Annotated in this window: 19 protein-coding genes and 1 tRNA gene; 10 read left to right on the plus strand and 10 right to left on the minus strand. The window is 53.6% G+C overall.

The window, feature by feature from the left end; genetic code table 11:
- The first annotated feature begins 9 nt into the window (after positions 1-9).
- The 6 genes from ACNQ6O_RS11750 (at position 10) to ACNQ6O_RS11775 (ending at position 9001) form a co-directional block, all read left to right on the plus strand.
- Positions 10-86 (plus strand) — tRNA-Ile (locus ACNQ6O_RS11750).
- Positions 87-452: 366 nt separating this feature from the next.
- Positions 453-1472, plus strand: a complete 1020-nt coding sequence (locus ACNQ6O_RS11755) for a helix-turn-helix transcriptional regulator (RefSeq protein ID WP_418053419.1) — start codon at positions 453-455, stop codon at positions 1470-1472.
- Positions 1473-1645: 173 nt separating this feature from the next.
- Positions 1646-3397 carry a hypothetical protein gene (locus tag ACNQ6O_RS11760; RefSeq protein ID WP_418053420.1) on the plus strand — a complete coding sequence of 584 codons (1752 nt, stop codon included), beginning with the start codon at positions 1646-1648 and terminating at the stop codon, positions 3395-3397.
- Positions 3398-3701: 304 nt separating this feature from the next.
- On the plus strand, positions 3702-5039 hold the full coding sequence (gene aupA, locus ACNQ6O_RS11765; protein ID WP_418053421.1) for an alkane uptake protein AupA: 1338 nt from the start codon (positions 3702-3704) through the stop codon (positions 5037-5039).
- Positions 5040-5052: 13 nt separating this feature from the next.
- On the plus strand, positions 5053-8382 hold the full coding sequence (locus ACNQ6O_RS11770; protein WP_418053422.1) for an Ig-like domain-containing protein: 3330 nt from the start codon (positions 5053-5055) through the stop codon (positions 8380-8382).
- A 160-nt stretch (positions 8383-8542) separates the two neighbouring features.
- Positions 8543-9001, plus strand: coding sequence for a DUF2489 domain-containing protein (locus ACNQ6O_RS11775; protein ID WP_418053423.1), 459 nt, complete (start codon positions 8543-8545; stop codon positions 8999-9001).
- 276 nt (positions 9002-9277) lie between these two features.
- On the opposite strand, the gene ACNQ6O_RS11780 is transcribed toward ACNQ6O_RS11775, so the two are convergent.
- The 3 genes from ACNQ6O_RS11780 to ACNQ6O_RS11790 form a co-directional block, all read right to left on the minus strand.
- On the minus strand, positions 9278-10645 hold the full coding sequence (locus ACNQ6O_RS11780) for an HDOD domain-containing protein (RefSeq protein WP_418053424.1): 1368 nt from the start codon (positions 10643-10645) through the stop codon (positions 9278-9280).
- Positions 10646-10762: 117 nt separating this feature from the next.
- Positions 10763-12838: an ATP-dependent DNA helicase RecG gene (recG, locus tag ACNQ6O_RS11785; protein ID WP_418053425.1), complete on the minus strand. Its 2076-nt coding sequence runs from the start codon at positions 12836-12838 to the stop codon at positions 10763-10765.
- An 8-nt stretch (positions 12839-12846) separates the two neighbouring features.
- On the minus strand, positions 12847-13806 hold the full coding sequence (locus ACNQ6O_RS11790) for a hydrogen peroxide-inducible genes activator (protein ID WP_418053426.1): 960 nt from the start codon (positions 13804-13806) through the stop codon (positions 12847-12849).
- 76 nt (positions 13807-13882) lie between these two features.
- Here ACNQ6O_RS11790 and ACNQ6O_RS11795 point away from each other — a divergent pair, with 76 nt between their 5' ends.
- A complete protein-coding gene (locus ACNQ6O_RS11795) occupies positions 13883-14755 on the plus strand; it encodes an SDR family oxidoreductase (protein ID WP_418053427.1) in 873 nt (290 codons plus the stop codon).
- Here ACNQ6O_RS11795 and ACNQ6O_RS11800 read toward each other — a convergent pair.
- The 5 genes from ACNQ6O_RS11800 to ACNQ6O_RS11820 all read right to left on the minus strand — a co-directional run bounded on the left by ACNQ6O_RS11800 (position 14748) and on the right by ACNQ6O_RS11820 (position 19452).
- The gene (locus ACNQ6O_RS11800) at positions 14748-15134 is read right to left on the minus strand and encodes a RidA family protein (protein ID WP_418053428.1); all 387 of its coding nucleotides are present in this window, start codon (positions 15132-15134) and stop codon (positions 14748-14750) included. The two genes, ACNQ6O_RS11795 and ACNQ6O_RS11800, sit on opposite strands and share 8 nt — an antisense overlap.
- Positions 15135-15213: 79 nt before the next feature.
- Positions 15214-17355 carry a RelA/SpoT family protein gene (locus tag ACNQ6O_RS11805; RefSeq protein WP_418053429.1) on the minus strand — a complete coding sequence of 714 codons (2142 nt, stop codon included), beginning with the start codon at positions 17353-17355 and terminating at the stop codon, positions 15214-15216.
- A gap of 175 nt (positions 17356-17530) precedes the next feature.
- On the minus strand, positions 17531-17743 hold the full coding sequence (gene rpoZ, locus ACNQ6O_RS11810; RefSeq protein WP_418053430.1) for a DNA-directed RNA polymerase subunit omega: 213 nt from the start codon (positions 17741-17743) through the stop codon (positions 17531-17533).
- 108 nt (positions 17744-17851) lie between these two features.
- Positions 17852-18484, minus strand: a complete 633-nt coding sequence (gmk, locus tag ACNQ6O_RS11815) for a guanylate kinase (RefSeq protein WP_418053431.1) — start codon at positions 18482-18484, stop codon at positions 17852-17854.
- A 101-nt stretch (positions 18485-18585) separates the two neighbouring features.
- A complete protein-coding gene (locus ACNQ6O_RS11820) occupies positions 18586-19452 on the minus strand; it encodes a YicC/YloC family endoribonuclease (protein ID WP_418053432.1) in 867 nt (288 codons plus the stop codon).
- Positions 19453-19634: 182 nt separating this feature from the next.
- Here ACNQ6O_RS11820 and rph point away from each other — a divergent pair, with 182 nt between their 5' ends.
- Positions 19635-20351 carry a ribonuclease PH gene (gene rph / locus ACNQ6O_RS11825; RefSeq protein WP_418053433.1) on the plus strand — a complete coding sequence of 239 codons (717 nt, stop codon included), beginning with the start codon at positions 19635-19637 and terminating at the stop codon, positions 20349-20351.
- 150 nt (positions 20352-20501) lie between these two features.
- On the opposite strand, the gene ACNQ6O_RS11830 is transcribed toward rph, so the two are convergent.
- Positions 20502-21308, minus strand: a complete 807-nt coding sequence (locus ACNQ6O_RS11830) for an exodeoxyribonuclease III (RefSeq protein WP_418053434.1) — start codon at positions 21306-21308, stop codon at positions 20502-20504.
- An 80-nt stretch (positions 21309-21388) separates the two neighbouring features.
- Between ACNQ6O_RS11830 and pyrE the strand changes: the two genes are divergently transcribed.
- On the plus strand, positions 21389-22027 hold the full coding sequence (pyrE, locus tag ACNQ6O_RS11835; protein ID WP_418053435.1) for an orotate phosphoribosyltransferase: 639 nt from the start codon (positions 21389-21391) through the stop codon (positions 22025-22027).
- A 3-nt stretch (positions 22028-22030) separates the two neighbouring features.
- Positions 22031-22690 carry a DUF4124 domain-containing protein gene (locus ACNQ6O_RS11840; protein ID WP_418053436.1) on the plus strand — a complete coding sequence of 220 codons (660 nt, stop codon included), beginning with the start codon at positions 22031-22033 and terminating at the stop codon, positions 22688-22690.
- 85 nt (positions 22691-22775) lie between these two features.
- Here ACNQ6O_RS11840 and ACNQ6O_RS11845 read toward each other — a convergent pair whose 3' ends face one another.
- The gene (locus ACNQ6O_RS11845) at positions 22776-23177 is read right to left on the minus strand and encodes a hypothetical protein (RefSeq protein ID WP_418053437.1); all 402 of its coding nucleotides are present in this window, start codon (positions 23175-23177) and stop codon (positions 22776-22778) included.
- Positions 23178-23250: the final 73 nt, after the last annotated feature.

Raw genomic sequence — 23250 nt, forward strand, 5'->3', positions numbered from 1 at the left:
TTTGTTATCGGGCCTATAGCTCAGTTGGTTAGAGCAGAGGACTCATAATCCTTTGGTCCCTGGTTCGAGTCCAGGTGGGCCCACCATAAGATTCAATGACTTAACCCGCTTATCAGCGGGTTTTGTTGTTTCTGGGCCACGCCAAGAAACACTCTTGGGACATCGCCGCAACGATTAGCCTCGAATCTCTCTCAGCCTGCCTCCTATCTGGCGTGACCGTGTAAAAACAGGCCATATTGGCCGTTACCTCTTATATATTAATTCATGTTCTTCTATAGTTTCGCGGGTGCCTCCAAGAAGTTGTACACAGGCCTCCAAAGGACAACTTGATGACATCAAAGGCAGCTCACCCTGGTGATAGCTCTGATTCGTTTCTTCGCAACGAGACTGAGTTAATTCAATGCCTTTATGATTCATTAGAAAACCAAGCTGGTTTTCACGGTTTCCTTTCAATGCTCGTTGATTCTGTCGATGGGTGTGCAGCACAACTCTCGTTTATCCGCCGGACCCCCCGAGCTATTGAACATATTTGGCATGCCGGGTTATCGGATGAATTCTTAACTTGGTATCTCGATAACAACATGATCGAGCACGATGCCGTCACCAATCACGCCGTCACTCAACAGGCAGGTACCTTCAACTCAGCTTTACCTCTTCTCCACGATGGCCCGCCCGGCGATGACTACGGCCGTTGGGAGTCTGACCAAGACATGCTTGATTCCGCCTGGCTGGTCGTCGAAGCCAGCGATTCTCACATTACCTTGCTGACCGTTCAGCGGACGTACGCACAGGGCGCGTATCAACCGGAAGAAATTGCAGCCATGAATCGCTTGGTGCCGTTCATTAAACAAACGGTCGCTTTGGCAAAAAAGATTCACCAACACCCCGAGGCTGCCCAAACCCTCAGCAGCATCGCTGAACTCATTACCGACCCTGCGTTCATCCTGAATAACCGGGGAACACTGGTTACCGCCAATCAGCGCGGTGAGCAGCTTCTGGACCAGGAATCGTGCATCAACCTTCGGCATGGGCGTTTGTACTTTGAAACCGATCAGCTACGGAAATCATTTTTTAAAGCAATGGCCCGGGCAGCAGAAACGGTATGTAGTGAAGACTTAGCTTTGCCGGAAACTCTGATCGTCAAGCGACACGCTCTTTCGCCATTGGTCATGACCATACGCCCTCTAGAACACAACGAGATACTCTCCGGTGGCGTACTGGTAACCATCGTTGACCTCAAAGCACGGGCACTCCCAAGCGCCGAAGAAATAGTGAAGTACTTCCCGCTGTCTGCAGCAGAAGGAAAACTTTGTGAAGGCCTAGTGGCAGGGTTGAGCCTGAAAGAAATAGCCGAACATCATCATAAAAGTGAAGCAACAGTCCGCAGCTATCTGAAACAAGTCTTTCAAAAAACAGGATACAACCGGCAAGGTCAGTTGATTAGCGCAATACTTTTATCGACCTTGCGTTGATGTACAGAATACTCTTTCGCTTCTTATCAAACCTATAAAGTCCCCCCGAAAAACTCATTAGAGTCACTTTTAATTACCCTCATATGAGGGTGGTTTGCTTCAGGACACCTTGCGTAAGCTATTGATTGCCCAGACCCTTTGGTTTAACGGATTTCCCCTTGGAGCTGCAATCAATGACTACACTTACCCGCTTGTATAAGGCGCACTCACTCTTGGCCTTGCTGTTTCTAGCTTTAACTCTAGCCGCTTGCGGTGGTGGAGGTGGAGGTGGAGACTCTTCCGGAGGGAGCTCAGGCACAGGAGCCAACGGATATAATTGGCCAGATGACCCCAAAAACCTTCAAATTGAGATGACGGTTAAGTCTTCCTCCAGCAGCGGAACGAATGTAGGCAAAATGGTTCTGTTTATGGCGCCGTCATCCACTGAGGCCTCAGGCTACGGACCCGCCGGATTCAATACCCGTGACCGTCGAAGGTTCAGCGGTTCCGACTTTGACAGCTACAGCTGGAAACCTAAGGGTAGCTCGCAGTATGAGATTACACTTAATCACGCCACCGGCCTAATAGAGACATTCCTACTGACAGCCAGTACCGCCGACTCAGGCACTTATACAGCTACGGTTAACGCTGGTGGTGGAAACTCTGGCACTTACAAAATAATCGGCATGCCGCTGAGTGACGGTCCAATGATTGCGCCGGGATCTGATCCGAAAGTTGCAGCATTCCCCGACAAACTGGATAAAGATGAAATTCTCAATAATCAGTTCGCAAGCAATACCGTCATTGACTGGTTTTATGATACCCAACCCGGAGACCCGAAATTTTACATGTACAGCGCAACAGGCTCGTCTACCGGCGAAGATGGCATCTATTTAGGACGGGTCAATTCTGCGGGTGAACCTATCGACCAAGTGAAGATCGACGATGCAGACCTTGCTTCGGCTGGGTTAGACAACGCCGAGGCTAAAAAGCTCTGGAGCAGTTCGGCACAAAAATCGTACAGCGCTGTAGAGGGAATGCAACGAATCCGACATGACCAAGTGAGCGGAAAATATACTCTGAGCGGCGGAGGGCTTGGCTTTAGAAGCAATGGAGCGGTTGCTATTTACACAGCAGACTCATCCGGATTTCAACGAGCAGACTCCCGATCCTTCGATCGAAAGAAATCCAGCTTCCTGGCAGAGGATATGATATTCACTGCGAACGCAGGGAATCTGACGCTGCAGGGACCTACTAACTGCTCCGCCCCCATGGGGCCGGCGAATTCACACCGATACATGCCACTCAATTACAGTGGAGCGAGCTCCAGTTGGTGGGCACGTATTGCCTCGCCTAAAGAAGAGGGAACGGTGATTGTTGGGGATGATGGCTTTATCTACTCCTTTACGTTCAGCGGAAATGCCGGGTTAGTGAGTAAAATAAGCCCGACATGTGCAGTTAGTTGGGCCACCCCCGTCGAGGTTCTACGTGATACAAACGAGATAGTTGCGTCGAGTTTTTTCCGTAAGCTTGGCGACCAGCTTTACTTCAGTATCCACGACAATATTGTCACCGGCGCAGATTCCATAACCCGTTACAGCGTTTATCGCGTAGACACCAACAGCGGAAACGTCACCGCGCTTATTGATCAGCGCTGGCGTTATGGCCGGGACGTACGCTCTGACATTTTCGACCTGGCATTAGATACACAGGGCCGGTTGCTGGTCGTGACCGCGGGCGCATTGCAGCGGCGGGATCCTGAAACATTTGACGTGTTATGGTCTGTTGATGTCGAAGGCCCTGAAGGATTCCCCACCGAACTCAGCACTAGCTCGGTGTCACTGGCACCGCTCACGGCTTTGGATGATGGTTCCGTTGAAGTGGCTTCGATGTATGTTTTTAGCGCGGCCAAACTTACAGAGCTGGACCGGTCAGTAGGTCTATAGAAAAAGAGGCGGGGGCTAGTACTCGCTACCCCCCCCCTCTTTTCCTGATTTTTACTTCAGCCCTACTCCCTACCAGAAACATTCCGCAACAAAAACAACACACTCCGTCTCCTTTCTTACCTATTAGTTGTGCTGGTTACGCCGCATACTGTGGATACGTGGTATTACAGACATAACAGACTGTCAAAAATGCCAACGTCCTAAAGTGACAAGTAACCTAAACTGCTGCCTGAACAATCGTACTAGGCCCCTTGCGCACTCGCCGGGACTGTACACAACAAAAAAGAGCGAACGGAGTGTATTAATGGTTCTTCCTACCCGATTTTCTGTACGGGCAACGACCCTTGCTGTTGCAGCTGTATCCGCCACCCTTTCTATGTCAGCCAATGCGAGCATGGGCAACCTAGGTACCACGTACGGCGTAATGCCAGTGGACGTTGCCACCGCTCAGTCGCTGTCCATGTTTAACGACCAAGTGTCAGCCACCTACTACAACCCGGCATCCCTTACCCGAGACACCCGTGGCGAACTGACTTCGGGCCTTCTGCACGCAGAACAGGAACTTCGTTCAGCTAACCCCAATGCCAATGGCGATGTGGTATCAAGCTCTCCCAGTCAGCACGTTCTGATCGGCATGAAGACCAACCTGGGTTCATTGACCCGCTTCAAACACCCTATTTACCTCGGTTTCATCGCGGGCGTCGAGAAGTACGGCAAAGAAATGCTGGCCTTTAAATCTGAAACTTCAGAAACGGGCCAGTACCTGCAGAACGGTAAAGAACCTCTGTTCCTGAACGTCGGTGGTGCGACTCCGATCTGGCGAGGCATTTCCGCGGGTGCTTCGGTACGTGTGACGTTGGAAGCAGCCGCGCAGCTGGATGCAGTTTCCACCTTGGGCGGCGAAACCAGCCGTGAAAAACTATCGGTCAACGCAGAGCCAACTCTGAAAACCATTCTGGGCACCAACATCGACTTTGGCAGCACTTTCTGCGGTAAAGACGATTGTTTCCTGGACGGCTGGGAAGCGGCGCTGACTTACCGTACCAAGTCTTCCGCCAAAACGTCTGTGGGCTCCAACATCGTTGTTACCCAGACCATTCCGGATCCAGGCCTTAGCCTGACCGTAGCCACCATCGACTCCTTCCAGCCTGAAACCATTGTTCTCGGTACTCAATATTCCGGCAACGGATGGCGTGTAGGCGGCAGTATCGAACAGCAGAACTGGTCTGAGCTAGAGGACGAGTTTTCGAGGGACAGCATCAAAGACCAAGAGTCAGTCTCTGCTGGCAATCGCATCGGTTTCGATGACATCCTTGTTCCTCGCGTGGGCGCTGAGTACCAGCTGAACGAAAACTTTGCCGTTCGTGGCGGTATCGCTTACGAAGAATCTCCCCTAAAGACCACTAAAAACCCGGAACTCAACTACCTGGACACCGACAAGATCATCGTCGGCCTGGGCGTGAGTGCCACTTACAACCGCACACGACTGCTAGCCTTCCCAGTACGTTTGGATCTCGGCTACCAGTACCAACAACTACAAGAGCGGGACTTCACCTTAGTCGACTTTGACGGAAACGAAACTAACGTTACCGCCGACGGTGATATCCATGTAATCAGCGGCTCCATCACCCTGAAGTTCTGAGGAGAAGCAGGTCATGAAACAATTTAAAACGTTAGCACTGATTCCCGCCATGCTGCTTGCAGCATGTGGCGGCAGTGATGAGCAAGACATCAAGCAGAGCGTCAAGGATAGCAATCAGTCTGTGTCGCTGGTGTATTCCTACCCAATGGACGGCCAGGCGGATGTCAGCCCGAAAGCCGACATCGTACTTCGTTTTTCTCACGCAATAGCGGACAACGAAGCAACGCTTATCGACAAGATCCAGATCGAATCGAGCACTGGCAGCCCAGCATTTTCGGTGACAAAAATTGATGGCGGAAAAAGCCTCAAACTCGAAATCGCCGAAGGCCAAACGCTTGCCAGTCGTGAAAGCTACTCGATCTCCTTTAACAAACCGCTTCTGACAGAAGGCGGTCGCGAAATTAGCACACCAAACGCAGTCGGAGAGCCTGGGATTCAGTTCGAGACTCGCGCTGAATTCAATGGCATCGCCGCATTGGCGCAAACTGCCGATGAGTTTGGAGTAGCGTGGCAGGTTCCTGCGGAAGGAACAGCATTCGAAGCAGCGAACTTCTCTACTTTCCGCCTAGCCTTGACCCACCCTGTTCACCCGGAGTGGAAAAAGCACGGTGGCTCAATAGAGCTTCTGGACAAGAATGGCACAGCCGTACCCGCTACGGTATTGGTGAAGGGCAACCGCATCACCGTTGACCCATGCGTAACCGAAGACCCGAAAGCCTGCGGCAGCAAAGAAGACATCCTGAACGCAGGGCAATCTTACACCTTGAAGCTGAACAACCTTGCCAGCCTGACCAACGGTCCGGACGGAGCGCGTTTGAACAAGTCGTTCAGTTTCACTCCGCGAGCTACTGGCCCGACGGTGTTGCTGGAGCAACAAGCGGTAGATTCCAATGGCGGCAATATCTCCTCGATATTGAACGGACAACCCATCAATGGCGTTGTCTTGAACTCGGTCCTTCAGGGCGTCACTGATTCATCTCAACAGACTGGTTCATTGTTTGCTGAATTGGCGTACGCGCCGGCGTTTGAGGCTGATGAAGCCCTACCCCTACGCATTCCCAAAGGCAGCGTACTCGAAAGTACCAGCCTCAACATCAAGGTTGGCGGCAAGGTCCAAGTACTGAACATTGACGACGGCAGCAACCAGGAAACCGGCACCATTAAGGTGACCATGCTCTCCGATGCTTCCGGTTACATGAGCCCTAATGCTTATACTGACGACATCAACGCTCCTCGGCATATCACTCTGTTTATGGATGTATCCATGAACACCGCTGAAGCCATGCCGAACGCTGGCTTATCTCAAGATCTGATGGGCGTAGAGTTGCGCGGTGTTGCACTCGTTCAGGATGGCGTTCTGACAATCGATGCGATCGGTATGGTTGAGCCGAACTTGCTGGGCCAAGAATTCACCGACTCCACCATCGCGTTCCATCTGCAAGCTGCGACAGACGTAGACTCCGTGCTGGACGCCGAAGTGCTCCGCAAGATCGATAACACTGCTCCTCAGCTGTTGAGCTGGATGCCAGGCGCTAAAAATGCCAACCCGGCTACGCGCCAGTCCATGCAGCGGCCCGGCGACCCAGTCATCCTGTTCTTTGATGAGCCTCTGGACCCATCCTCTATCTCAAGTGGTGTGACTCTCTACGCTGACAACGCTCAGGTAGCAAACCTTCGCTCTCAACTGGACGGAACTGCTCTTGTACTAAACCCCGAAGGCGGGCTAGAGCATGGCGTCGAATACAGACTAGACCTTAACGGGCTTTCGGACCTAGCAGGCAATGTTGTTTCAGAGCCTTCTTTGAAGTTCGCTCTAGACCCCATTGATTCCACTGAGACCCCGGTCACTCAAAGGCCACCACTGGCGCTTACCACTTACCCCGGGTTCCCTTGTGAAACGGATTTCACAAACATGAACCTGCTTGAAGGTGATCTTGGTGAATGCTTCTCTATAAGAGAGCCTGGGCACAGCAAGGGGAACGCCACTATTGAGGTGGACCTATTGCCGGTTAGCCTCATGCCCTCAGACCGTCCGATTACTGTCGTTTTCTCCCAAACGATGGACCCTGGGACCATCAGCTTAGGCAAAGACGGCACGTTCGTTGTTGAAAAGATTACTGCCGGTGAAGACGGCAAACCAAATGAGGCAGAAATCGGATCAGGCGAGATCGTTTCTGGTCGGCTTGAGCTCAATGATCAACGCCTCCGCTTCTTCCCAGATAGCCCCTGGGAGCCGGGCGAATTCTATCGCTATACCATGCGCTCTATCGCAAGCAAAGAAAATCAGCTTGAACTAAAGGCCAATATACTGGAAGGCCTTGACGCACCGGGTCGAGGTGGTTTGACCATCTATTTTGAGGGCGCAGACAAACAGGAAACCGTCTTTACTGCCCTTCGTAACTTCCCGGTCCGTGATACCAACTCAAACTTCCTCATTGATTGCGCCCATAATTATGATGCGAACTGCGTAGAGCCTTTTGAAGAAGCCCATGCAGGTCTCGGCAATGATATTGAGGGTTGGGGTCCGTCGGCGAACTCCACAAAGCTTGCCGTTATTGGCGGAAAAGCTACCGCCAGATTGTTTGACACAGGACCCACAGGCATCCCGCTTGCCGATCCAGATGCTCGGGTAGGTTGTCCTGCCGGAACAACTGGTAGCAGTGTATTTAACCGTGGTGAAGCCCATCCTGACTGTCCTCGCGACAAGTTCATCTACCAGACTTATGCGCTGAACACAGAGGTTCTTGGGCCAGGCACCTACGACCCAACCCCTGAGCAGCCAAATAGTGGCGATGAAATCGAAGGAATTAGAGTTGATCTATATCCAACACTTCTCACTACAAGTTCCATTAGCGTGTTTACACAACTTGAAGTTTTAGGTTTGCTATTACAGGAGGAGTCCATCACTAATACCCAGGTACTGCGCATGCGGTACGCAAAAGATGATCCGAACTGTGAGACAAACTGCAACCGGAAGACGCTTATCCCTGGAGTTATCGCAAAGGGTGACAAAGGACAGCCTGTATTTATCACCGAAGCTGAGCTATTGATCGACGCGCCAGATATGGAAATTCCTATGGGTGGTACACATGATTTGTACGGTCGCGCATTTACTCTGAAACTGGAGGGTGACATTACGTTCTTTGACGACGGCCGAATGCAAATCGAACAGGTCAACACCAACCGTGTCGGTGTCGAGGACGAGTTGCTAGTTACTGCCGATGCCCTTGGAATACCAAATGCAGGCCTGGCAACGATACGTTTACCGCTAGAAATCCCTGTAGGAGGAACCTACCTCAACTTCATAACAAACGCGGTAAAAGACCTGCCTGCTCAGCATTAATCTAGGTCTAACCCTCCTCAGGCCAGCCCTCCCGGGCTGGCCTTTTTATTTCCCTCCAAAAACCTCACAAGCACCCTGCCCCAATCTCTGGCAAACTACGCTCTATTCAGAATAAGCCTGATCAACTCAGGCAACATCCTACGAACCAGGGGGATTTGAAATGCCCAGAGGGCTTCAGTTGGCGCTTATTGTTATCGGTTTGGTGGTTATCGGGTTGTTGCTGGTTTATATCTGGCGGCAATCACGCGCTCTGACAGAAGAACGACTGCGGCAGAAGAAAGCCGAGGAATTTCAGGCTAAGCGCAAAGAAAAAATGGTTGAAAGCATCCGGATTATCGCCATCGCCGTGGAGGAAGGGCAAGTTGAGTATTCTGAGGCTTGCTTACGCCTCAAGGGTTTGCTGGATTACGTTGCGCCTGAATTGCTCTCGCAAGAGCCATACAGTGTGTTCCAAGTGGTGCATGAAAAGCTTGAGCATATGCCCACGCACAGAGCGCGGAAGGCGGCAGACACGGAGATGGTGCAACAGATGGATGTCGAGCGGTTTGCCATTGAGAAAGAGTATGCAGAACGTATTCGCCAGGCGGCCAGCGCCATCCGCCATGTTCGCTTTGAATGAGCCAATACCTTTGTAATGATTTGTAACTTCAAAAAAGAAGCCTCTTGGCTTTCATCAAGCAATTCAACGCCTTCGGTCAGACCCGAAAAATGAGACGTGCGTCACACTATGTTTTCTGCGATAGCGCCTTTCCTTTTGGGGAGCTTTGGCTAGATTTAAAGCAGGGCCACGGGCTTTGTCACTTCGCTCATAGCCCTGTCCTTGTTTTCTCCTGATTTGTGAGACGGACTCTGCAATTTGCGGACATCATTGCCGGCCCATCTAGGCCGGCTTTTTTCAGTTGGACGTCATCATTCCAGCCATCGCCATCACACTGTCTTTATTCTCAACCAGCTCATCAAACCGGCTTTCAACCTTTTCACGATCCAATCCAAGTTCTACAAACACTTCATCACCTAACGGCTCACCGGCCCCTAGGGCAACGCCCCGTTCGGTCAGCAATTGCCGCCCCAGCCAGAGCAACCGAGCGTACACGGGATGCTCACCATCGTAGTTCGGATTTTTCTGGTAGCGAATTGCCATGACAACTTCTTCGGGCATACCCCAGTTTTCCATCAGCGTCGCGGCCATCTGTTCTCGGGTGATGCCCAGCAGATGATGTTCAATCACACTGGAATCGATATTGGGATTCACTTCCAGTGAACGGCACACCAGTTTGAAGTGCGGCGGGAATACCTGCGCCAAGACCAAGTGGCCAAAGTTGTGCAGCAAGCCCGAGAGGTAGGCCAACCCGAACAGAGGACGCTGGCCACGGGGCATCATACTGGCGAGGATGCCCGCCGATTGCGCCTGCCACACAGCCTGCTGCCAATAGTCCACGTAACCGTCAGGATGGTCTTGAGGCTGGTTGAGCGCGCGCCCAAGAGACAAGCCCATGGCCAGGTTCATCACCAGATCAAAGCCCAACACGCGCGACACTGCATCGTGAACGGAACGGACCTGCCCCGCGGCGGCATAGAATGAAGACGAAGCCCAACTCACAACTTGAGCGGCAAGGCTCGGATCGCTTTCCACAATATCGACCAAATCCCCCATCACAGCATTGGGGTTCACCCGCAAATGAATAATGCGCTGGGCGGTTTCAGGTAGAGGCGGGAGTTCCAGTGTGTCTTCAAGGCGCTGCTGAATTCGGCGACCCGTGAATTTCTTCAGAGCGTTGTGGAGCTCGTCCCGGTCGTTCTGCCCGTTGTTGAGGTTAACGGATATCGATTGAGCATCGATGGCGAAACTGTTTCGGTCGGCCTTGGCCGTGAGTTTCCGAAAGTCCTCCAACGGCATAGAGACTGCTAAATTCTGCTCCACCAAGTCAAGCGCAATGGATTCCAGCTCATCAACCCTGCGGTCAATTACCGTAGGCCAGCCGGTCAGTGATGGCAGTGCAGGCAACTCCTGCAGGCCAGCTCGCTGGCGCACCCGCACTTGCTCTGTGCGTTGCATCAACTTCAGGTCACGGCCCAGAATTTTGTTCAGATTTTCCAGATCAAGCATGTCATCACGCCGGAGAATCGCTTGCAGGTTCCCTTCGCTATCCGTCAAAAGAACCATCCGCAGCATGTGCTTTGGTTTGATCTGCCCCACACTGCGCAGGGATACTTCCAACGCACTCTCACCTAGCGCTTGCTGAACTACTCCGGGGAGCTCCATCAATGCCTCCTTATGAACTCTAGAAATCCTTATTCATTCATTCTGCAACTAATGCGTTTTTATTAACAGGCCTTTATTGTGAACAGTATGACCCGTTTGTCAGCCAGCCCTATTTCATCAAACGTCGCCATAACGAATCTTTTCACCCAACCATCGGCGAATCAGTGCGTCTACCACTCTGGGGTGTTTCATCAGGCCCGGCGCCATTTCTTTGATTGGCTCTATCCATCCTTTATCCCGTTCAAAGTTCGCCAAGCGGAACTGCATTAAGCCTGTTTGGCGGGTGCCCAGCACTTCACCGGGGCCGCGAATCTCCAGATCTTTCTCAGCGATCACAAAGCCATCTTGGCTGTCTCTGAGCGCCTGCAGCCGGGCCTTGCCGTTCATCGATAGAGGTGGGTGATACATCAACACACAGTAGCTGGCCTGCTCACCACGGCCCACGCGGCCACGAAGCTGGTGTAACTGGGCCAAGCCCAAGCGTTCGGGGTTCTCGATGATAATCAATGATGCGTTCGGCACATCCACCCCGACTTCAATCACCGTTGTGGCGACCAACAGATCCAGCTCTCCGTCTTTGAACTGCGCCATTACGTCCGCTTTTTCCTGAGCTTTCAGGCGGCCATGTACCAAGCCTACTTTCAGATCCGACAAGCGCTCTGTGAGTTCCTGAGCGGTGACTTCTGCCGCCTGGCACTGCAAGGCTTCGGACTCTTCGATCAAGGTGCATACCCAGTAGGCCTGCCGCCCCTCGCGACACGCACTGCGTACTCTTTCAATGATGTCTTCCCGCCGGCTGTCTGGCACGACGATGGTTTCAATCGGTTTTCGGCCGGGCGGCAGTTCATCGATGATGGAGGTATCCAAGTCGGCATAGGCGCTCATGGCCAGCGTTCTCGGTATCGGAGTTGCGGTCATGATCAACTGGTGCGGCGCGAGCGAGCCACCCACGCCTTTCTCTCTCAGCGCCAACCGTTGGTGCACTCCAAAACGATGTTGTTCATCCACAATCACCAACGCCAAGCGGTGGAAGATAACGTCATCCTGAAACAGAGCATGGGTACCAATCGCCACCTGGGCCTCTCCACTCGCGACGGCTTCCAATGCCTGCAGGCGGGCTTTGCCTTTTACTTTGCCAGATAACCAAGCAATGGAAATTCCCAAGGGTTCCAGCCAGTTTCTGAAATTATGGTAGTGCTGTTCTGCCAGTATTTCGGTGGGAGCCATCAAGGCAACCTGTGCTCCCGCGCCGAGTGTCTGCAAGGCCGCCAGAGCCGCTACAACAGTCTTTCCGGAGCCGACATCACCTTGCACCAACCGAAGCATGGGCACCGGCTGGCTAAGGTCCTGGCGAATCTCGCTCATGACTTGGCGCTGGGCCCCGGTCAACTTGAACGGCAATTCTTCCAGAAAGCGTTCAGCCAGATCACCGCTCGGCAACAAGGGCAAGGCTTCTCGCGCCTGCATCTGTTCCCGCACTTGCAGCAAGCTCAACTGATGCGCCAGCAACTCTTCCATAACCAACCGTTGCTGAGCGGGGTGGCGCCCTTCAACCAATAGATGCACAGGTGCGCCAGCTGGGGGTGAATGCACCAGCTTCACCGCCTCGGTGATGCACGGTAGCTGATAATCCGCCAGCAACTCCGCAGGTAGCCAGTCTTTGATCGGATGGCGATCAAGGTATTTAAGCGCTTGCTGGCACAGGCTACGAACCCGGGGCTGCTGAATACCTTCGGTCAATGGGTAAACCGGTGTGAGCGTAGCCTGACTGGCGTCAGGCATGGGTGGCGGGTTGGTCTGATATTCCGGGTGGTAAAACTCGTAACCGGCGCGGCCGGGGCGGACTTCCCCAAAACATCGCACTCGGGAGCCTTCGCAGAGCTGGTTTTTCTGGGCGGCATTGAAGTGGAAAAAGCGCAGGACCAGAAATCCACTGTCGTCCTTCAAGGTAACCTGCAGGCTGCGGCGCCGGCCCATCACTAGGTCGGTTTTCATCACCTCCCCTTCCACCACAGCTACATCTCCCACCCGCAGGCTGCCCATCGGCACCACCCGCGTGCGGTCTTCATAGCGATAAGGCAAATGGAACAGGAGGTCTTGCATGGACTGGATGCCCAGCTTGGCCAGTTTCTCGGCCAGGGCGTTTCCTACGCCCTTGATCTCGGTAACGGAGATGTCATCCAGTGACGCCATGGCTTACCTCAGTTTTTGGGTACTGCTGCGGGGGTTTCCGCTTTGGCCCGCTCAATCACGCGACACTGGCTGGCCGCCAGCGAGAGCATATCAATGGCTTTGGGGCGCGGGAAGGTGACCCGCCATGCCAACGCTACCGTGCGGAAGGGTACCGGCGCGGCGAACGGGCGCACCGCCAGGATATCTTCCTGATATTTGATCGCAGTCGCCGCCGACAGGGGCAATACGGTAATACCCAAGCCTGAGGCCACCATGTGGCGGATGGTTTCCAGTGAACTGCCTTCGGTCACCAAACCTGGCTGATTCTGCCCTGCTCGGCGTGTGATGGCGTCTACCAAAGGCGGGCAAGACTCCAGCACCTGGTCCCGGAAACAGTGGCCCGGCCCCAGCAACAATAACTGCTCTTCGGCCATTTCTTCCGCGGTTATCTCATCTTTCTCGGTCAGGGGGTGATCTGCCGGCAACAATACAACGAAGGGCTCGTCATACAGCGGCAGGGTGACCACTTCCGGCTCATCAAATGGCAGCGCGATGATAATGGCATCCAGTTCTGAGTGCCGGAGCTTCTGGCGAAGATTCGCGGTGTAGTTTTCTTCGATGAACAGCGGCATCTCAGGAGCGGCTCGGCGCAGTTCTGGAAGCAGATGCGGGAACAGGTAGGGGCCGATGGTGTAGATAGCGCCCACTTTCAGAGGCGAGTTCAGCTGATTCTTGCCGTCTTGGGCCAGATCTTTAATCACGCCCACTTGGTCCAGAACAGTCTGGGCCTGATCGATAATCCGTTGCCCGACTTCCGTCACCCGGATGCTGCTTTTGCTGCGTTCGAACAAAGAGATACCGAGCTCTTCTTCCAGCTTTTTCACCGCCACACTCAAGGTGGGCTGGCTCACGTGACAACGCTCCGCGGCGCGGCCAAAATGCCTTTCCCGGGCAAGCGTAACAACGTATCGTAACTCGGTGAGGGTCATCGTCGGCTCCGGTCGGATTGTTCAGGTCGAAGTTGCACTTACTTTATCAACCAAAGGATAAGGATTGAAATTGTCTATGGCAATGGCGAATCATAAGCAATTGTCACGAATACTGGTGGCGGGTTGCGGCAAGCTAGGTGGCGACATCGCGACGGCTCTGTCCGAAAACAATGCCCAGGTGTTTGGCTTGCGCAGAAGCCCCGAGAAAGTTCCCGCAGGCATTACCGGCATCGGCGCCGACCTGACCAAGCCCGAGACCTTGGAAGGCAAGCTGCCCGAGGATCTGGATATCGTTATCTATTGCCTCACGCCGTCATCATACGACGAGCAGGGCTATCACGATGCCTACGTCACCGGCTTGCAGAATTTACTGGATGCCATCGGCAACAAGCCGCTGACTCGACTTTTTTTCGTCAGCAGCACCAGTGTTTACGCACAGAACGATGACAGCTGGGTGGATGAAACCAGCACAACAGAACCCAGCCGTTTCACCGGCAAACACATTCTTCAGGGTGAGCAAACAGCCTTGAACAGTATTCACCCCGCAACAGTTGTCCGTTTCAGCGGTATTTACGGCCCTACTCGCCAGCGCTTTTTGGAAGAAGTTCTTGAAGGCCGGATGAACCCGCAACCGCCTGCACCGTACAGCAACCGGATTCACGAACGGGATGCCGTGCGAGCGGTGACGTACATGAGCGATTTGGCGCTAAAAAGCAAAGATCTCGAAAACGTGTACATCGTCACCGATTGCGAACCGGTCAGGCTGGATGAAGTAGTCGAATGGGTTCAGCAACAGATACCGTGCAAGGCACCGGTAGAAGACGCGCGCAAAGGCGGCAGAGCGGGAAGTAAGCGGTGCAGTAACCAGCGCTTGCTGGCCAGCGGGTTTGAATTCCGGTACCCCGATTTTCGGGCAGGGTACCGGGAGATGATCAACCGCCTTAGCTGAGCACCATCACAGCTTCCATTTCAACAGGCACGCCTTTCGGCAGCGCTGCCACGCCAACGGCGGCGCGTGCCGGATACGGCTGCTGGAAGTAAGTCGCCATCACTTCGTTAACGGTGGCGAAGTTGGCCAGGTCGGTCATGTAGATGTTGAGCTTTACGATGTCTTTCAACTGACCACCGGCGGCTTCACACACAGCCTTGAGGTTCTCAAACACCTGACGGGTTTGGGCCGCGAAATCACCGGAAACCACTTCCATGGTCTTCGGGTCGAGTGGAATCTGGCCCGACAGGTAAACGGTATCGCCCGCTTTAACTGCCTGAGAATAAGTACCGATCGCTTGCGGAGCGTTTTCGGTCTGGATGACAGATTTGTTCGTCATGACCTGCTATTTCCTCTGAAGAAAAACCACCATCGTCACTCTTCTGCGTAGCGGCTGTCAACCACGCCAAAGGTCTTGATCAGTGTCGTACTCTGCTGATGTGAGTGACCGCACGGATGTTGCGCACCCGACGCATAACGCGCGCCAGATGCCGGCGGCCGTTTACATGGACAACCAAGCTGACAATGCCGAATCGTGCATTTTGGTCTTCCACGTTTATACGTTCAATATTCCCGTCTGCCATAGCAACGGCATTGGCGATTTCGGCGATCACTCCGCGCTGACGTTCCAGCTCGACCCGCAGCTCAACCGAGAACTCGTCGGTGATGTCTTTCGCCCACTTCAGATGGGTTAAGCGAGCTCTGCCCTCGTCGTCTTCCGGCAATCGCGAACAGGTGTCTGAATGAATGATCATACCATTGCCGGAATCCATGATACCCACCACCGGATCACCGGGAATCGGCTTACAGCAGGACGCGAACTTAAGCAGAATGCCTTCGGCACCGCGGATCATCACAGGGCCAGACGCTTCAATCTGCTTCGTCTCTGCGCTTTGCTCTTCTTCCTGCGCTTCATAACCGGCAACCAACTGACGCGCAACCAGATAAGCCATCCGATTGCCCAGCCCGATATCGCTAACAAGGTCATCAAAACTATTGACCTGATTATGGCTTACCACCGCTTGTTTCTGGGCATCGCTGATATCCGACAATTTGGCATCGAAGCCGTTCAGAGACTTCTTGAGCAACGTGCGGCCAAGCGCCATAGACTCTGCCCGCTTGCGGGTTTTCAGGGCATGGCGAATGCTGCTGCGCGCTTTACCCGTAGTCACAAAACTGAGCCAGGCCGGGTTGGGTCTCGCACCCGGTGCGGTAATGATTTCTAACGTCTGCCCGCTTTGCAGTGGCTGGCTGAGTGACGCCAAGTTACGGTTCACGCGGCAAGCAACGGTCGCATTGCCAATGTCGGTATGGATGGCATAAGCGAAATCCACCGGAGTAGCGCCCTGCGGCAACTCCATGATTCGCCCCTTGGGCGTGAACACGTAGATTTCATCCGGGAACAGATCGACCTTCACGTTCTCGATGAACTCCATGGAGTCATCGGCCCGCTCGCGCATTTCCATCAGCCCTTTCACCCAGCGGTCTACACGGGTCTGGTTAACCTTGCCTACACTGGGCTCTTCGGTTTTGTACATCCAATGGGCCGCAATACCGTTATTGGCAATGTGCTCCATTTCTTCGGTGCGAATCTGAATCTCGATGTTCACGTGCATGCCGAACAAGGTGGTGTGCAACGACTGGTAACCGTTAGCCTTGGGCATGGCAATATAATCTTTGAATCGACCGGGAAGCGGCTTATAGAGGCTGTGGACGGCACCTAGAATTCGATAGCAGTCGTCTTCGTTATCAGTGATGATCCGGAAGGCATACACATCCATAATTTCATGGAACGACTTCTGCTTGAGCTTCATCTTGCTGTAGATGGAGTTCAAATGCTTTTCCCGCCCCAGAATGCGGCCCGGCAAGCCTCGCTCTTCCAACTTCTCCTGCAATTTGCCCCGAATATCTTCAATGATCTCCCGGTGATTGCCGCGCAGCTTTTGTATCGCCTTGGAGATGTACTTGGAGCGCATGGGATACAACGACGTAAAGCCCAAATCCTCCAGTTCGGTAGAAATGGAGTGCATACCCAAGCGGTTGGCAATCGGGGCGTAGATATCCAGCGTTTCCGTGGCAATGCGCTGGCGCTTTTCAAAGGGCATGGGGCCAAGGGTGCGCATGTTGTGCAGCCGGTCGGCCAACTTCACCAGAATGACACGAATATCTTTGGCCATCGCCAAGGTCATTTTCTGGAAGTTCTCGGCCTGGGCCTCAGCCCGGGAGCGAAATTCGATCTGGGTCAGTTTGGATACACCGTCCACCAGTTCGGCCACATCGTCACCGAACTGGTCGGCCAATGCGTCTTTAGGGATACCGGTGTCTTCAATAACATCGTGCAGCATCGCAGCCATCAGGCTTTGATGATCAAGCCGCAACTCCGCAAGGATATGAGCAACAGCCAGAGGGTGAGTAATGTAGCGGTCGCCACTTTTGCGCATCTGCCCTTCATGGGCCTGTTCGGCGTAATAGTAGGCCCTTCGCACCTGATTAATGCGACTGGTATCTAAATATGAACTGAGCTCTGTAGCCAGTCCTTCAACCGTTGGCTCTACCGACACCGTGTCTCCCCTGAGTTCTGTTTGCCAGGGACAAAAAAAGCCCGAATGCGTACATCCGGGCTCTTCCTTGTCTTTCCCGCTGGCTTCTATAGTTACACTATAAAACCGCAAAGACAGATTTCAATGCTTCTCGCTCTTCAGCAGGCAATTCTTCGCATACCTGCTGAATGAAAGCTTAGTCTTCTTCCGTTTCAGTAAGCAGACTACGAGAAACTAATCCTTCGGCAATTTCGCGCAAGGCGATAACCGTTGGCTTGTCGTTTTCTTCCGGCACCATTGGCTCAGAACCCTTGGTGGCGATCTGGCGGGCGCGCTTGCTAGCCAGCATAACCAGCTGGAAGCGGTTATCTACATGTTCCAGACAATCTTCAACGGTAACTCGTGCCATTATGTTCCCCGAAAATAACAAGTACTTTTACTAGACCGCGTAGTTTACTGCTAGCGGCTCAATTTGTATACAGCGGCTAACCGTTATCTGCTTATCTTCCAGCGACTCTTAATTAGCCCCGGTCAGCCCTTTCAGCAAATCGGCAAAACGTTCTTGCTGGACGGACATCTTCAAACGGCAACTGCGAGTGATGGCCTGCAAGTCTGCCAACGCCACATCGAAATTATCGTTCACCACCAGATAATCGAATTCGACGGCATGACTACATTCGTCTTCAGCTTCAGCCAAACGGCGCTCGATCACTTCCGGCGCATCGGTGCCCCGGCCAACCAAACGCTGGCGCAGGATTTCCGCTGACGGCGGGACGATAAAGATACTGACGCACTCCGGCACCAAACGTCGAACTTGCTCAGCGCCCTGCTGATCGATTTCCAGAATGACATCTTGGCCCTTTGCCAGTGTTTCCCGCACCCATACCTGAGACGTACCGTAATAGTTCCCGAAAACATCGGCATGCTCGAGAAAGTCACCCCGACCGATCATTTCCTCGAACTGTTCCCGGCTGACAAAGTGATAGTTCACGCCATCTTGTTCACCTTCACGCATCGGGCGCGTGGTGTGCGAGACGGAGACACCCAACAGTGAATCCGCACGGAGCATTTCCGCCACAAGGCTTGTTTTACCCGCACCCGAGGGCGCCGAAATCACAAACAGGGTTCCTTGCCCACCGGCCTGACTCATGGTTCGATCTCTCCTGAACAACGACTTGCGGCCGTTGATACGGCCAGAAAGCGGGCAATTATACGGATTTTGACTTACCTCCGCACCCTGAGGATTGGCGGCTACTCGAGGTTCTGCACCTGCTCCCGCATTTGCTCGATCAGCACTTTCAGGTCAACAGCAGCGCGGGTTACCGCAGCATCAATACTTTTACTGCTGAGCGTATTGGCCTCGCGGTTCAGCTCCTGCATCAGGAAATCCAAACGGCGACCGATGGCGTCATCGCCCTGCAAGGTTTCCGTCACTTCGCTCACATGCGCATCCAGTCGGTCCAACTCTTCTGCCACATCACTTTTCTGGGCCAACATCACCATTTCCTGAGCCACACGCTCCGGCTCCAGTTCAACCTTGGCCTTCTCAAAACGATCACGAAGCGCTTGCTCCTGAGCCGCCAGCAGTTCCGGCATACGCTCGCGCACCTCAGACACCAACTTGCTCATGGTCGCCAAGCGATCCTCGAATAACGGCCGCAATCGCTCTCCTTCCCGCTCCCGAACACTCACCAACTCGACGACGGTTTCTGCAAACAACTCTGCGGCGGCGGTTTGGGCTTCGCTGTAATCTTGCTCAGGCAACGACATCACGCCCGGCCAGCGCATAATATCCAGCGCGCTTATGTGTGCAGGGTTATCCAGCATCCGGTTAACGTGATTGGCCGCCTCGTTCACCGCCTTGGCGATTTCCTCATTGATCTCAAAACTCTGCACCTCGTTCTCGGCAGATTGCAGACGCATGGAAATATCCACCTTGCCCCGCTTCAGTCCCTTACGAAGCTCTTCCCGAAACCGGCTCTCCAGTTCTCGAAAGGCTTCCGGCAAACGGAACGAAGGTTCCAGATACCGATGATTCACCGTGCGGATCTCACAAGTGAGAGTACCCCAATCGCCACGGGCATCCTTACGGGCAAAAGCAGTCATGCTGCGAATCATAAAGACTCCAATACCAATCAATGATCACTCGAGTTTAACAGGCAACCGCCTAAAGCGGCGACCCAGACCAATAGCGGACACCCCTCACCCGCTCCGGAGCCCCACCGTGCTATACTCGCCGCCCTTTCAAAACACCGACCGGCCGAGCGCCGGACATTCATCTTCATAAAACAGGACACACTATGCGACCTAGTGGCAGAACGCCCGAGCAACCCAGAGACGTCCGGATCACCCGCAACTACACCCGCCACGCCGAAGGCTCTGTGCTGGTTGAGTTCGGAGACACCAAAGTCATCTGCACCGCGTCTGTAGAAAACAAAGTACCACCCTTCCTGCGCGGCGAAGGCAAAGGCTGGATCACCGCTGAATACGGCATGCTGCCCCGCTCTACCGGCAGCCGCATGGGCCGTGAAGCCGCCCGTGGCAAACAAGGCGGCCGCACCGTCGAAATCCAGCGCCTGATCGGCCGCAGCCTGCGCGCCGCAGTAGACATGGAAGCTCTGGGTGAGCACACCATCACCATCGACTGCGACGTCATCCAAGCCGACGGCGGCACCCGCACCGCAGCCATCACCGGCGGCTGCGTGGCATTGGTAGACGCCCTGAACCACCTGGTAGAAACCAAACGCCTGAAGAAATCCCCGCTGAAGCAGATGATTGCGGCTATCTCCGTGGGCGTTTACAAAGGCACTCCGGTTGCTGACCTGGACTACCCGGAAGATTCAGAAGCTGAAACCGACATGAACGTGATCATGACCGACAAAGGCGGCTTCATCGAGATTCAGGGCACTGCGGAAGGCGCGCCTTTCGAGCAGACAGAACTCGACAGCATGCTTGGCTTGGCACGCAAGGCTATTAACCAGTTGTTTGAAATTCAGAAAGAAGCTTTAGAAGGCTAAGCTAGAAGTCTGGGGCGGCGTTTCGGTAAGCCTTCCCCAGAATTTCGTAGGCCATGGATGGCCGGAGAGAAGCGCACATGAATGTGCTCGTAGCGGTTCTGGGGAAGGCTTACCGAAACGGCGCCCTCCCCCGAAGCGAGACCTACTGGCTCAGAAGCCAATCTCTATATCGTAATCCATGATCACCGGAGCGTGATCAGAGAAACGCGTACCGCCATCAATCCAACCATCACGGATGGTCTTGCGAATACCTGGCGTCAGCAACTGATAATCCACCCGAATCCCCGCCTTCTTGCGAGAACCCTCGGTTTGCTCAGGCCACCAAGTAAACTGATTGCTCTGCTTATTGATCTCACGGAACGCATCAATACAGCCCATCTCATCGAACAAACGATCCAGCCAGGCACGCTCGTGAGGTAAAAATCCGGAAAAATCCGTCTTGTGATACAGCGGGCTGGCGTCGGTCACATGATGGGCCGACTGCAGGTTAGCGCAGAAAATAAACTGACGACGCTTACGCAGAGTCTTCTGCATATGCACACCAAAAGCATCGAGGAACTCATCTTTGTGGTCCAGAACCGTCAGATCATCATCGCCGGTCAGCTCCTCTTCACGCCCCAGCGCACACGGCGCCAGCACACAAGCCACAGAGACCTTATCGAAATCTGCCTGAACGAACCGACCTTCACGGTCCGCCTGCTCATTGGCAAACCCGTACATAATCGCCTTCGGGAAGTGACGGGTATAAATACCGACCCCACCATGCTCATTCAGCTCACCATCAATAAAGTAAGCCTCATAGCCTTCTGGAATCAGTTTTTTGTCTTCGACTTCATAGGCACGCATGCGGTGGTCCTGAACGCACACCACATCGGCATCCTGCTCTGCCAGCCAGTCAAAAAAGCCTTTCTCAACAGCCTGCTCCAGACCGTTGACGCTAATGGATACTACGCGCATACGTATTCCCTGATTCGGTTTCTGTGTATGATACCGGTTTTACGCTTTAATTAAAGTCAAACCCCGCCAGAAGCCTTGCCATGCACGACTATCAGAAAAATTTTATCGAGTTTGCCATTCAGCGAAATGTTCTTCGTTTTGGGGAATTCACCCTCAAATCCGGACGCACCAGTCCCTACTTTTTTAATGCCGGACTGTTCAACACCGGAGACGACCTGCTGCAACTAAGCAAAGCCTACGCCGCCGCTATCGAGCGAAGCGGATTGGATTATGACATCATTTTCGGACCCGCCTATAAGGGCATTCCGTTGGCCACAGTCACCGCCATGGCCCTTGCTACAGACGGTAACAGCAAACCCTTTGCCTTTAACCGTAAAGAGAAGAAAGATCACGGAGAAGGTGGCAATATTGTCGGTGCGCCACTACAAGGTAAGGTACTGATTGTTGACGATGTAATCACCGCTGGCACCGCCATTCGGGAATCCATTGAGATCATCCGAGCCGCCGGAGCAGAGCCCGCCGGAGTGTTGATTGCCCTGGACCGCCAGGAAAAAGGCAACGGCGAGCTTTCAGCCATTCAGGAAGTTGAACAAGAGTTCGGCATTCCTGTGGTTAGCATCATTCGCTTGGAACAAGTACTAGACTACTTAAAGTCTAACCCCGAATTTGCCGGCCACGCAGAAAGCGTAGCCAGTTATCGGGACCGCTACGGAGTCTGATACATGCAACACCGCCTCACCAAAGCCCCGGTTCTAGCCAGTCTCATCACCTTGGGACTGCTAACCTCCGCAGGTTTGCAGGCGGGCATGTATCGCTACACAGATGCTAACGGCCAACTGGTGATCAGCAACACCATTCCCCAGGAAGCCACCAAACGCGGCTACGACATTATCAGCGACAGCGGTCGGGTCATCGAAACCATTGCCCCCGCCCCTACCGCCGAAGAACTCGCCGCTCGCGAAGCCGCCAAGGAACGCAAAAGACAGCGGGAAGCCCAGCTAGAGCAAGACCGGTTGCTGCTCAAGCGGTTTAGCCATCCGGATCAGGCTGTTCGGGCGATGCACCGGAAAGTTGAAGAACTTGAGGGCCTCATTTCCTTGAAGCGGGGCAACATTTCCGTGCTGACAAGCCAGCTCGACAACGAACAACGGCGAGCGGCCGAGATGGAAAGGGCCGGCAGAAACGTTCCCGACGCTACTCTGAAAAAAATCTATCGTCTGGAAGGCCAGGTGCGCGATATCGAACGTGAAATCGCGGCGCAGAGGCTGGAAATCGACGCCGTAGCCCAGCGCTTTCTGTCCGACATTAAACGGCTGGAAGAAATTACAGACCTAGAGCGCACCCTGCCCCTGAAAGATACAGGCGCAGCCAGCTCGGAGTAACCCAGTTCAATCTAGGCGGGGAAACAGACATAAAAAAGGCGCTCACTATGGAGCGCCTTTTTCGTTACTGCAACAACCTAAATCATTAGGCAGAAGCAGCGGCTTTCTTCTTAGCTGCAGTCTTCTTTGCAGGCTTCTTGCCTTCAACGGCCTTCTTCGCATCTTCAGCGGCTTCAGCTACGTCTTCAGCAGCTTCAGCAACGGCGTCTGCGCCTTCAGCAGCTTCTTTCTCAAGCTTGGCTACCAGCTCGGCAGCGAAATCGCCGAAACGGGTGTTCAGGCTACGCAGCTGGCTGAACAAAGTGTCAGAGTAACCGTTGTAACGCTCGCGCAGAGTCTGGATGGTGTATTCGCGAACTTCAGCTTCCAGCTTCTCAGCGTAGTCGAAAGGCTTAGCGGCCAGTTTCTTCTGCTGTTCTTCTGCAGCGTTGATACCCTTCTCAACGATGTCCTGAAGCTGCTCTTGGTAAGATTTAAGTTTACCCATAATAATTCTCCTTGGTTTAGTCTCTTTCAGCCCTGAAACCGGAAACCCCGGTGGCCTTTAGTAGATTTCATCT

The organism is Marinobacter sp. SBS5 (assembly GCF_048285575.1).
GTDB lineage: Bacteria > Pseudomonadota > Gammaproteobacteria > Pseudomonadales > Oleiphilaceae > Marinobacter.

Bases quoted from the DNA above. Each gene is read 5' to 3' on its own strand.
- ACNQ6O_RS11755 (WP_418053419.1), top strand. From the start codon at position 453: ATGCTCGTTGATTCTGTCGATGGGTGTGCAGCACAACTCTCGTTTATC.
- ACNQ6O_RS11760 (WP_418053420.1), top strand. From the start codon at position 1,646: ATGACTACACTTACCCGCTTGTATAAGGCGCACTCACTCTTGGCCTTG.
- aupA (WP_418053421.1), top strand. From the start codon at position 3,702: ATGGTTCTTCCTACCCGATTTTCTGTACGGGCAACGACCCTTGCTGTT.
- ACNQ6O_RS11770 (WP_418053422.1), top strand. From the start codon at position 5,053: ATGAAACAATTTAAAACGTTAGCACTGATTCCCGCCATGCTGCTTGCA.
- ACNQ6O_RS11775 (WP_418053423.1), top strand. From the start codon at position 8,543: ATGCCCAGAGGGCTTCAGTTGGCGCTTATTGTTATCGGTTTGGTGGTT.
- ACNQ6O_RS11780 (WP_418053424.1), bottom strand. From the start codon at position 10,645: ATGGAGCTCCCCGGAGTAGTTCAGCAAGCGCTAGGTGAGAGTGCGTTG.
- recG (WP_418053425.1), bottom strand. From the start codon at position 12,838: ATGGCGTCACTGGATGACATCTCCGTTACCGAGATCAAGGGCGTAGGA.
- ACNQ6O_RS11790 (WP_418053426.1), bottom strand. From the start codon at position 13,806: ATGACCCTCACCGAGTTACGATACGTTGTTACGCTTGCCCGGGAAAGG.
- ACNQ6O_RS11795 (WP_418053427.1), top strand. From the start codon at position 13,883: ATGGCAATGGCGAATCATAAGCAATTGTCACGAATACTGGTGGCGGGT.
- ACNQ6O_RS11800 (WP_418053428.1), bottom strand. From the start codon at position 15,134: ATGACGAACAAATCTGTCATCCAGACCGAAAACGCTCCGCAAGCGATC.
- rpoZ (WP_418053430.1), bottom strand. From the start codon at position 17,743: ATGGCACGAGTTACCGTTGAAGATTGTCTGGAACATGTAGATAACCGC.
- gmk (WP_418053431.1), bottom strand. From the start codon at position 18,484: ATGAGTCAGGCCGGTGGGCAAGGAACCCTGTTTGTGATTTCGGCGCCC.
- ACNQ6O_RS11820 (WP_418053432.1), bottom strand. From the start codon at position 19,452: ATGATTCGCAGCATGACTGCTTTTGCCCGTAAGGATGCCCGTGGCGAT.
- rph (WP_418053433.1), top strand. From the start codon at position 19,635: ATGCGACCTAGTGGCAGAACGCCCGAGCAACCCAGAGACGTCCGGATC.
- ACNQ6O_RS11830 (WP_418053434.1), bottom strand. From the start codon at position 21,308: ATGCGCGTAGTATCCATTAGCGTCAACGGTCTGGAGCAGGCTGTTGAG.
- pyrE (WP_418053435.1), top strand. From the start codon at position 21,389: ATGCACGACTATCAGAAAAATTTTATCGAGTTTGCCATTCAGCGAAAT.
- ACNQ6O_RS11840 (WP_418053436.1), top strand. From the start codon at position 22,031: ATGCAACACCGCCTCACCAAAGCCCCGGTTCTAGCCAGTCTCATCACC.
- ACNQ6O_RS11845 (WP_418053437.1), bottom strand. From the start codon at position 23,177: ATGGGTAAACTTAAATCTTACCAAGAGCAGCTTCAGGACATCGTTGAG.